Annotated in this window: 11 protein-coding genes; all 11 read left to right on the forward strand. The window is 57.0% G+C overall.

Annotated elements, in window-relative coordinates; all coding sequences use genetic code 11:
- Positions 1 to 48 precede the first annotated feature (48 nt).
- Positions 49 to 537 carry a pantetheine-phosphate adenylyltransferase gene (gene coaD / locus Q0I19_RS07670; protein WP_294760146.1) on the forward strand — a complete coding sequence of 163 codons (489 nt, stop codon included), beginning with the start codon at positions 49 to 51 and terminating at the stop codon, positions 535 to 537.
- An 87-nt stretch (positions 538 to 624) separates the two neighbouring features.
- Complete coding sequence (locus Q0I19_RS07675) at positions 625 to 1,839, forward strand: acetyl-CoA C-acetyltransferase (RefSeq protein ID WP_294760144.1); 1,215 nt, start codon at positions 625 to 627, stop codon at positions 1,837 to 1,839.
- A gap of 206 nt (positions 1,840 to 2,045) precedes the next feature.
- Positions 2,046 to 2,831, forward strand: a complete 786-nt coding sequence (locus Q0I19_RS07680; protein WP_294760141.1) for an enoyl-CoA hydratase-related protein — start codon at positions 2,046 to 2,048, stop codon at positions 2,829 to 2,831.
- Positions 2,832 to 2,912: 81 nt separating this feature from the next.
- Positions 2,913 to 3,785, forward strand: coding sequence for a 3-hydroxyacyl-CoA dehydrogenase NAD-binding domain-containing protein (locus tag Q0I19_RS07685; protein WP_294760140.1), 873 nt, complete (start codon positions 2,913 to 2,915; stop codon positions 3,783 to 3,785).
- 77 nt (positions 3,786 to 3,862) lie between these two features.
- Positions 3,863 to 5,032, forward strand: coding sequence for an acyl-CoA dehydrogenase family protein (locus tag Q0I19_RS07690; RefSeq protein WP_294760138.1), 1,170 nt, complete (start codon positions 3,863 to 3,865; stop codon positions 5,030 to 5,032).
- Positions 5,033 to 5,046: 14 nt separating this feature from the next.
- Positions 5,047 to 5,832, forward strand: a complete 786-nt coding sequence (gene acrB, locus Q0I19_RS07695; RefSeq protein ID WP_296023525.1) for an acryloyl-CoA reductase electron transfer subunit gamma — start codon at positions 5,047 to 5,049, stop codon at positions 5,830 to 5,832.
- A gap of 17 nt (positions 5,833 to 5,849) precedes the next feature.
- Positions 5,850 to 6,950, forward strand: a complete 1,101-nt coding sequence (gene acrA, locus Q0I19_RS07700; RefSeq protein ID WP_294761775.1) for an acryloyl-CoA reductase electron transfer subunit beta — start codon at positions 5,850 to 5,852, stop codon at positions 6,948 to 6,950.
- A gap of 447 nt (positions 6,951 to 7,397) precedes the next feature.
- Entirely contained in the window at positions 7,398 to 7,829 is a 432-nt protein-coding gene (rplM, locus tag Q0I19_RS07705) for a 50S ribosomal protein L13 (protein WP_294761773.1), read from the forward strand.
- A 17-nt stretch (positions 7,830 to 7,846) separates the two neighbouring features.
- A complete protein-coding gene (gene rpsI, locus Q0I19_RS07710; RefSeq protein WP_294761771.1) occupies positions 7,847 to 8,245 on the forward strand; it encodes a 30S ribosomal protein S9 in 399 nt (132 codons plus the stop codon).
- A gap of 464 nt (positions 8,246 to 8,709) precedes the next feature.
- Complete coding sequence (locus Q0I19_RS07715; RefSeq protein WP_014078512.1) at positions 8,710 to 9,531, forward strand: ParA family protein; 822 nt, start codon at positions 8,710 to 8,712, stop codon at positions 9,529 to 9,531.
- On the forward strand, positions 9,488 to 10,179 hold a 692-nt coding region (locus Q0I19_RS07720; protein ID WP_296023528.1), incomplete at its 3' end, for a ParB/RepB/Spo0J family partition protein. The genes Q0I19_RS07715 and Q0I19_RS07720, both read left to right, overlap by 44 nt.

Here is a 10,179-nt window from a genome sequence, read left to right on the forward strand (position 1 = left end):
AAACTTGTTACATTTTTAACAGCTAGGCCCCGAAAGGACCCACAGCCTATGACCGTTGCCATGTATCCCGGCAGCTTTGACCCCGTCACCCGCGGGCATCTGGATATCATCAAGCGTTCCAGCCGCATGTTCGACAAAGTGATTGTGGCGGTGCTGATCAACAGCGCCAAAAGCCCGCTTTTCACTGTGGAAGAACGGGTCGCCATGCTCAGGAAGGCCTGCGGGGATATCCCCAATGTTGAGATCGACTCCTTCAACGGTCTGACCGTCAGCTTCGCCAAGCAGAAGGGCGCCACCGTTATGGTGCGCGGTCTGCGCGCCGTGACCGACTTTGAAAACGAGATCCAGCTTGCGCACACCAACTACGCCATGATGCCCGAAATCGAGACCGTTTTCCTGGCCACGGCCATCAAATGGAGCTACCTTTCCAGCACCATCGTGCGGGAGGCCGCCCACTACGGGCAGGATGTTTCCCGTTTTGTGCCCGCCAACGTCGAAAAAGCCCTTGTCGCCAAGCGCGAAGCCGGGCAACTTTAATTCACATTCCGGCCTTTGAATTTCAAGGTCTGAAGATATTTATGTTACGCAAAGCTATCCAAACACATTTATCAGGAGGCTATTATTATGAAAAAGATCGTCATCGCCAGCGCCTGCCGTACTGCCATTGGCAAGTTCGGCGGCACCCTCGCCAACGTCCCTGCTGCTGAGCTGGGCTCCATCGTCATCAAAGAGGCTTTGGATCGCGCCCACGTCAAGCCCGAGCAGGTCGACCAGGTCTACATGGGCTGTGTCATCCAGGCCGGTCTGGGCCAGAACGTTGCCCGTCAGGCATCCCTGAAGGCCGGTCTGCCCATCGAGGTTCCCGCCGTCACCGTCAACGTCGTTTGCGGTTCCGGCCTGAACTGCGTCAACATGGCTGCCCAGATGATCGAGGCCGGCGATGCCGACATCGTAGTTGCCGGCGGTATGGAGAACATGGACATGGCTCCCTTTGCCATGATGAAGGGCCGCTACGGCTACCGCATGGGCTACCCCATGGGCAAGAGCGAGCTGGTTGACACCATGGTCAACGATGCTCTGTGGGATGCCACCGGCTGCAACATGCACATGGGCATGACCGCCGAGAACATCTGCACCAACGAAACCTACCAGAAGAAGTACGGCTACAGCCCCATCGACCGCGAGAAGCTGGACGAGTTCGCTTTCCACAGCCAGGAGAAGGCTGCCAAGGCCATCGAGGAAGGCGCTTTCAAGGACGAGATCGTTCCCGTTGTCATCAAGGGCAAGAAGGGCGACACCGTGTTTGATACCGACGAAGGCCCCCGCATGAGCTCCATGGAAGTTCTGGGCAAGCTGAAGCCCTGCTTCAAGAAGGACGGCATCGTCACCGCCGCCAACTCCTCCGCCATCAACGACGGCGCTGCCGCTCTGGTCATCATGAGCGAGGAGAAGGCCAAGGAGCTGGGCGTTGAGCCTCTGGCCACCTGGGTTGCCGGTGCTCTGGCCGGTGTTGAGCCTGAGGTCATGGGCCTCGGCCCCATCGCCGCTACCCGCAAGGTCATGGCCAAGACCGGTCTGACCGTTGCCGACATGGATCTGGTCGAGGCCAACGAGGCCTTCGCTGCTCAGTCCGTGGCAGTCGGCGAGGCTCTGGGCTTTGACCAGGAGAAGCTGAACGTCAACGGCGGCGCTATCGCTCTGGGTCACCCCGTCGGCGCTTCCGGTGCCCGTATTTTGGTCACCCTGCTGTACGCCATGAAGCATCGCGGCGCTCACAAGGGTCTGGCTACCCTGTGCATCGGCGGCGGCATGGGCTGCGCCACCATCGTTGAAATGTAAAGGCAACACCGCACAATTCCCGCCTGACGGCTTAAGCACCGCTCCGGCGGCTGCGGCACGGCATCTGCGTTGCCAAAATGCTCGATAATACACAAAGTATTATCTGCGCTTTTGGCTTAGCAGCTGCCGCACCTCGCTCGCCGTATCGGTACTTAGAATTATGCGGCTATTGCCTAAACTCTGTTAAAAACCGGAGGTTTTATCCTATGTCCTTTGTTACTACTGAACTGCAGGGCGCTGTGGCAGTCGTCACCATCGACCGTCCCAAGGCACTCAACGCCCTGAACCCCGAGGTTCTGGCTGACCTGAAGGCTGCCTTTGAAGCCATCGACCAGAACACCGTCCGCTGCGTGGTCCTGACCGGCGCAGGCGACAAGAGCTTTGTGGCAGGCGCCGACATCGGCTCCATGTCCACCATGACCAAGGCCGAGGGCGAGGCTTTCGGCAAGCTGGGCAACGACATTTTCCTCATGATCGAGCATTTCCCCCTGCCCGTCATCGCAGCCGTCAACGGCTTTGCACTGGGCGGCGGCAATGAGCTGGCCATGAGCTGCGACATCCGCCTCTGCTCCGACAACGCCGTCTTTGGTCAGCCCGAAGTGGGCCTGGGCATCACCCCCGGCTTCGGCGGCACCCAGCGTCTGGCACGTCTGGTCGGCATGGGCATGGCCAAGCAGCTGGTCTACTCTGCCCTGAACATCAAGGCGGACGAGGCCCTGCGCATCGGTCTGGTCAACGCCGTTTACACGCAGGAGGAGCTGCTGCCTGCAGCCCTCAAGCTGGCAGAGAAGATCGCCCGCAACGCCCCCATTGCCGTGCGCAACTGCAAGAAGGCGATGGACGACGGCATCAGCCTGCCCATTGAGAAGGCAGTCGAGGTCGAGGAAAAGCTGTTCGGCGATTGCTTCGAGACCCACGACCAGGTCGAGGGTATGGGCTGCTTCCTCAGCCGTGAGAAGCCGAAGCCCAAGCCGGTTTTCACCAACAACTAATCCTAAAATCGTGCGCATGGCGCACACCGATTTTGTTATCTTTTATCTCTTATCTTTTATCTTAATTTGGAGGTACTTACTATGAAGGTAGGCGTTATCGGTGCCGGCACTATGGGCCAGGGCATCGCAAAGGCATTTGCTCAGGTCGAAGGCTACACCGTCGCACTGTGCGACATCAAGCAGGAATGGGCCGAGGGCGGCAAGAACAAGATCGCTGCCGGCTACGCCAAGCTGGTTGCCAAGGGCAAGCTGGATCAGGCTGAGGTGGACCGCCGTATGGCTGCCATCACCGCCGGTCTGAAAGAGGACCTGTGCGCAGACTGCGACCTGATCGTTGAGGCCGCTTTTGAGGATATGAAGGTCAAGCAGACCACCTTCGGCGAGCTGGACAAGATCTGCAAGCCCGAGTGCATCTTTGCTTCCAACACTTCCTCCCTGTCCATCACCGAGATCGGCAAGGGACTGACCCGTCCTCTGGTCGGTATGCACTTCTTCAACCCCGCTGACCGTATGAAGCTCATTGAGGTCATCGCCGGTGTCAACACCCCCGCTGCGACCGTCGAAGCCATCAAGAACATCAGCGTTGAGATCGGCAAGACCCCTGTTCAGGTCAACGAGGCTGCCGGTTTCGTCGTCAACCGCATTCTGATCCCCATGATCAACGAAGCTGCCTTCATCAAGATGGAGGGCGTTTCTGACATCGCCGGCATCGACACCGCTATGAAGCTGGGTGCCAACCATCCCATGGGTCCCCTGGAGCTGGGCGACTTCATCGGCCTGGACATCTGCCTGGCCATCATGGACGTTCTGTACAAGGAAACCGGCGACAGCAAGTATCGCGCTTGCCCGCTGATCCGCAAGATGGTTCGCGGCGGCAACCTGGGCTGCAAGACCGGCAAGGGCTTCTATGTCTACAATGCCGACCGCACCAAGACCGCCGTTGACGCCCTGTAATTGAACCAACCTACGCGCCTGGCGCAGTGCAGAACCGCGCCGGGCTGCGTTTGTTTGAGTATATGGAGGTTTATCAAATGGATTTTACTCTGTCTAAGCAGCAGCAAATGGTCCAGAAGATGTACAAGGAGTTTGCTGAAAACGAAGTCAAGCCCCTGGCCAAAAAGGTCGATGCCGAGGAATATTTCCCCAAAGAGACCGTCGAAAAGATGGCTAAGCTGGGCATGATGGGCATCTACTTCCCCAAAGAGGTCGGCGGTGCAGGCGGCGACGTGCTGTCCTACGTCATGGCCGTTGAGGAAATGAGCAAGGTTTGCGGCACCACCGGTGTTATCCTGTCTGCCCACACCTCTCTGTGCGCGGCACCCATCTATGAGAACGGCACCGCAGAGCAGAAGGCAAAGTACCTGCCCAAGCTGTGCAGCGGCGAGTGGATCGGCGCTTTCGGTCTGACCGAGCCCGGCGCCGGTACCGACGCCCAGGGTCAGCAGACCTTTGCCGTGGATGAGGGCGACCACTGGAAGCTGAACGGCTCCAAGATCTTCATCACCAACGCCGGCTTTGCCGATGTGTTCATCATCATCGCCGTCACCGGCTTCATCACCGACAAGCGCGGCCGCAAGCAGAAGGAGATCAGCGCCTTTATCGTAGAGCGCACCGATCCCGGCTTCAAGGTCGGCAAGCCCGAGGACAAGATGGGCATCCGCGGCTCCTCCACCTGCGAGCTGATTATGGAAGACTGCATCATCCCCAAGGACCGTCTGCTCGGCGTCAAGGGCAAGGGCTTCCAGCTGGCCATGGGCACGCTGGACGGCGGCCGTATCGGCATCGCCTCCCAGGCTCTGGGCATTGCCGAGGGCGCTATCGACGAGACCGTTGCCTACGTCAAAGAGCGTAAGCAGTTCGGCCGCAGCATCGCCCAGTTCCAGAACACCCAGTTTGAGCTGGCCGAGATGAAGGCCCGCGTGGACGCCGCCAAGTACCTGGTGTACGCCGCAGCCCTGAAGAAGCAGGCTGCCATGGACGGCGCCAAGGTTCGTTACAGCGTCGAGGCTGCCGAGGCTAAGTTGATCGCCTCCCGCACCGCCAGCGACGTGACCCGCCGCTGCCTGCAGCTGTTCGGCGGCTACGGCTACACCCGCGATTACCCCATCGAGCGTATGATGCGTGATGCCAAGATCACCGAGATCTACGAAGGCACCAGCGAAGTTCAGATGATGGTTATCAGCGGCGCGCTGCTGAAGTAAGGAGGCAAGACGTAATGAAAGCAATCGTTTGTGTCAAACAGGTTCCCGATACGCAGGGCAAGGTAGCTGTCAAGGCCGACGGCACTATGGACCGTTCCGCCATGGCTACCATCACCAACCCTGATGACCTCAACGCTGTGGAGGCTGCTCTGCAGCTGAAAGACGAGACCGGCTGCGAAGTCGTCGTCGTCACCATGGGCCCCCCGCCGGCAGAAGGTATGCTGCGCGAGCTGATCGCCCGCGGCGCTGACCGCGGCGTGCTGGTTTCCGGCCGCGAGTTCGGCGGTTCCGATACCTTTGCAACCTCTCAGATCCTGGCTGCTGCCGTCAACAAGATCGGCGTCGGCCCCGAGGATATCGTTTTCTGCGGCCGTCAGGCCATCGACGGCGACACCGCACAGGTCGGCCCCCAGATCGCCGAAAAGCTGCATCTGCCCCAGGTCACCTATGTCACCGACATCAAGAAGGACGGCAACTCCCTGACCGTTAAGCGTCAGCTGGAGGACGGCTACATGGAGCTGCGCGTGCAGACTCCCTGCCTGCTGACCTGCATCAAGGAACTGAACACCCCCCGTTACATGAGCGTTTCCGGCATCTTTGAGTGCTACGACAAGCCCATCGAGGTGTACGACTACAATGCCCTGAAGGACGATCCGCTGATCGAGACCGACACCATCGGTTTGAAGGGCTCCCCGACGAACGTTTACAAGTCCTTTGCTCCTCCGGTCAAGGGCGCCGGCATGATGGTCGAGGGTGCTGCCCAGCTGGTCGGCATCCTGAACGACAAGCACTTGATTTGAGGAAGGAGAAACGAACAATGGCTGAATTCAATGCAATGGACACCGCCGCCTTCAAGGGCGTGTGGGTATTCTGCGAGCAGCGCGAAGGTCAGATCCAGACCATCAGCTACCAGCTGCTGAGCGAAGGCCGCAAGCTGGCCAACGACCTCGGCGTGGAGCTGTGCGGCGTTGTGATGGGCAGCAATCTGAACGAGGACTATGTCAAGGCTCTGGGCGGCTACGGTGCCGACCGCGTGTACTACATCGACAGCCCCCTGCTGAAGGACTACACCACCGACGGCTATGCCAAGGCTCTGTGCGATCTCATCATGGACAAAAAGCCTGAGATCATGCTGATCGGCGCCACCAACCTGGGCCGTGACCTCGGCCCCCGCTGCGCAGCCCGCCTGCACACCGGCCTGACCGCCGACTGCACCCACCTGGACGTGGATGTAGAGAAGTACAAGAACTTCCTGCGCACCACCTCCAACATCGATGTGGACAACACCAAGTTTGAGGAAAACACCAACCTGAAGATGACCCGCCCCGCTTTCGGCGGTCACCTGATGGCTACCATCATCTGCCCCCGCTTCCGCCCGCAGATGTCCACCGTGCGCCCCGGCGTTATGCAGACCCAGCCGTTTGACGAGGCCGGCGCTGCCAAGGTCGTGATCGAGAAGGTTACCCCCGCCCTGACCGCCGAGGACATCCATGTCGAGGTTCTGGACATCAAGAAGAGCGCCGAGAAGCTGGTTGACCTGATCGGTGCCGACGTTGTCGTTTCCGTGGGCCGCGGCATCTCTGCCGACCCCGAAAAGGGCATCAAGCTGGCCGAGGAGCTGGCCGGTGTTCTGGGCGGCGTCGTGGGTGCTTCCCGCGCTGTCACCGATGAAGGCTGGCTGTCTGCCGACCATCAGGTCGGTCAGACCGGCAAGACCGTGCATCCCCGCATCTACGTTGCGCTGGGCATCTCCGGTGCCATCCAGCACGTTGCCGGTATGCAGGACTCCGAGACCATCATCGCCATCAACAAGAACGAGAACGCCCCCATCTTCGACGTTGCCAGCTACGGCATTGTCGGTGACCTGTACAAGGTCGTTCCCGAACTGATCAAGGAGATCAAAGCAGCTAAGGCTTGATTGTTTGGATAGCAACATAGCCTGCCTATAAAAAGCGCCGCCCGGCAAGGGCGGCGCTTTTTGCGGTTTGCGGCGGGGCAATAAACATACACCGCGCGGTAGGGGCAGGGCATGCCCCGCCCGCAACCTAACGGCTGCAACAACCTTACGGGTAAACCGCCTGTATGGCTTCCCCCTTCTGGGGGAGGGCTTTTCCGCACACTATAAAACTTACACAAAAATCACCCCAAAAATTTTTAAAAATGCGGTTTTAGAAAACAAGAGAATACGCGAGAAAACAAGAGAATACGCGAGCTACATCGGAATAAATTAAAATTATCCGAAAAACCTATTGACGTGGGAGCGTCTTTCTGCTATAATCACACTTGCGCGATAAAGCGCCGAAATCGGCGCTGTCAGATACCGTATTTTTACGGACGTGTTAATTCTTACATGGAGGTTCCTACTATGAGCACGACTCTCGCTAAGCCCGCTGAAATGGCTGACCGCAAGTGGTATGTGATCGACGCTGCCGGTAAGCCCCTGGGCCGCGTTGCTGCCAAGGCTGCTGTCATCCTGCGCGGCAAGAACAAACCCACCTTCACCCCCAACGTTGATTGCGGTGACCACGTCATCATCATCAACTGCGACCAGGCTGTCCTGACCGGCAAGAAGCTGGAAAAGAAGTTCCATCGCACCCACTCTGGCTGGATCGGCGGCCTGAAAGAGACCCAGTACAAGACCCTGATGGCTGAGAACAGCGACAAGGCTATGACCTACGCTGTCAAGGGCATGATCCCCAGCAACACTCTGGGCGCCAAGGCTATGACCCGCCTGCACTGCTGCAAGGCTGCTGAACATGCTCACGCTGCTCAGAAGCCCGAAGTTGTGGAACTTTAATAAGGAGGCAATAGAAGATGTACGAATCCAAACCTTATTTCTACGGCACCGGCCGTCGTAAGCATTCCGTTGCCCGCGTTCGCGTCTACAATGGTACCGGCAAGGTTACCATCAACGGCCGCGATATGAACGATTACTTCGGTCTGGAGACCCTGAAGCTGCTGGTTAACAGCCCCCTGGTCCTGACCGAGAACGAAGGCAAGTTTGACATTGTTGTCAACGTTGTCGGCGGCGGCTGCGCCGGCCAGGCTGGCGCTATCCGCCACGGTCTGTCCCGCGCCCTGCTGCAGTTCAACCCCGAGCTGCGCCCCGTCCTGAAGAAGGCCGGCTTCCTGACCCGCGATCCTCGTATGAAGGAACGTAAGAAATACGGTCTCAAAGCAGCTCGTCGCGCTCCGCAGTTCAGCAAGCGATAATCGACTGCTCAGACTATATCAAAATGGTTCAAAAAGCCCGGAAAATCAAGGTTTTCCGGGCTTTTGCTATATCTAAACGGGCTGATATGGTTTGACCAAATTTGGCAAAACGAGAGCCGATTTCATCCAATTTTTAGTGGTCCGCAAGTGGTTAACTGGCTAAAAAGAGGGCAAAAAGAGGGGGAAGTGGTTCCCAAAGTGGCTAACCGAGAGCCGATTTTTGGGGTGCTTTTCAGCCCTCCTTCCCCTCGTTTTTTGGCTGTGGCAGTTTGGCATAGTTTGAGCTAATTTGAATAATTGAATATGAATTTGATGTAGCACACAGTATAAATGCTGGGTGCTTTTTTCATTTCAGGAACTCGTATTCCGGCGATAGAAAGAGCCGTCACTTCACTGTTAATTTTGAAGTGGCGGCTTTTTCTATTTCCAGAAACAACAGCAACAATCAGAAATGAGGTGAAGTCATGAACACACAAATCATCGCCATCGCCAACCAGAAAGGCGGCGTTGGCAAAACAACAACCTGTGCGAACTTGGGAATAGGTCTGGCACAGGCCGGAAAGAAAGTGCTTCTGATCGACGGGGACCCGCAAGGAAGCCTGACAATCAGCTTGGGAAATCCGCAACCGGACAAGCTGCCATTTACACTGTCGGATGCAATGGGCAAAATTCTGATGGATCAGCCTATACGCCCCGGAGAAGGTATTCTGCATCATGCAGAAGGCGTTGACCTGATGCCTGCGGATATTCAGCTTTCCGGTATGGAGGTTTCTTTGGTAAACGCCATGAGCCGTGAAACGATTTTACGGCAATATCTGGACACACTGAAGGGACAATATTCCCATATCCTGATTGACTGCCAGCCCTCGTTGGGGATGCTTACGGTCAATGCGCTGGCGGCTGCGAACAGGATCATAATTCCCGTTCAGGCAGAGTATCTGCCCGCCAAAGGACTGGAACAGCTTCTATCTACGGTCAGTAAGGTGAAACGGCAGATCAATCCAAAGCTCCAGATTGACGGTATCCTGCTGACGATGGTGGATAACCGCACCAACTTTGCCAAAGAGATTGCTGCTTTGCTGCGGGACACCTATGGAAGTAAAATCAAAGTCTTTGGAACGGAAATCCCCCATTCTGTCCGGGCAAAGGAAATTAGCGCAGAGGGAAAAAGTATTTTCGCCCATGACCCTGGCGGCAAGGTGGCAGAGGGGTATCGAAATCTGACGAAGGAGGTGTTGAAACTTGAAAAGCAGCGCGAAAAAAATAGAGCTGGCCTCGGTAGATGATCTGTTCTCCACCGAAGAAGGCCGTCAGGATGCAAAGCTGGAAAAGATTCAGGAGATTCCGCTGTCTGAACTGCATCCCTTTAAGAACCACCCATTCAAAGTCAAGGATGACGAAGCCATGATGGAGACCGCTGACAGTATCAAGCAGTATGGCGTTCTGGTTCCGGCGATTGCTCGACCGGACCCGGAGGGCGGTTATGAGCTGGTAGCCGGACACAGGCGGCACAGAGCCAGTGAGCTGGCAGACAAGGAGACCATGCCGGTCATTGTTCGGGATTTGGATGATGATGCCGCCACAATCATTATGGTTGACAGCAATCTGCAACGGGAAAGTCTGCTTCCCAGTGAAAGGGCCTTTGCCTATAAGATGAAACTGGATGCCATTAAGCACCAAGGAGCCAGGACGGATTTAACCTCGGCCCAAGTTGGGCCGAAGTTGACTGCGGCAGAAAAAATCGCGGAGAACAGTCCAGATAGCAAATCACAGATTAAAAGATTTATCCGTCTGACCGAGCTGATTCCCGAACTGCTGGACATGGTGGATGAAAAGAAAATTGCCTTAAATCCTGCTTATGAGCTGTCCTTTCTCAAAAAGGAGGAACAGGTAGACCTGTTGGACGCGATGGACAGCGAACAGGCTACCCCTTC

The sequence above is a fragment of the uncultured Gemmiger sp. genome (assembly GCF_934561205.1).
Taxonomy (GTDB): Bacteria; Bacillota; Clostridia; order Oscillospirales; family Ruminococcaceae; genus Gemmiger.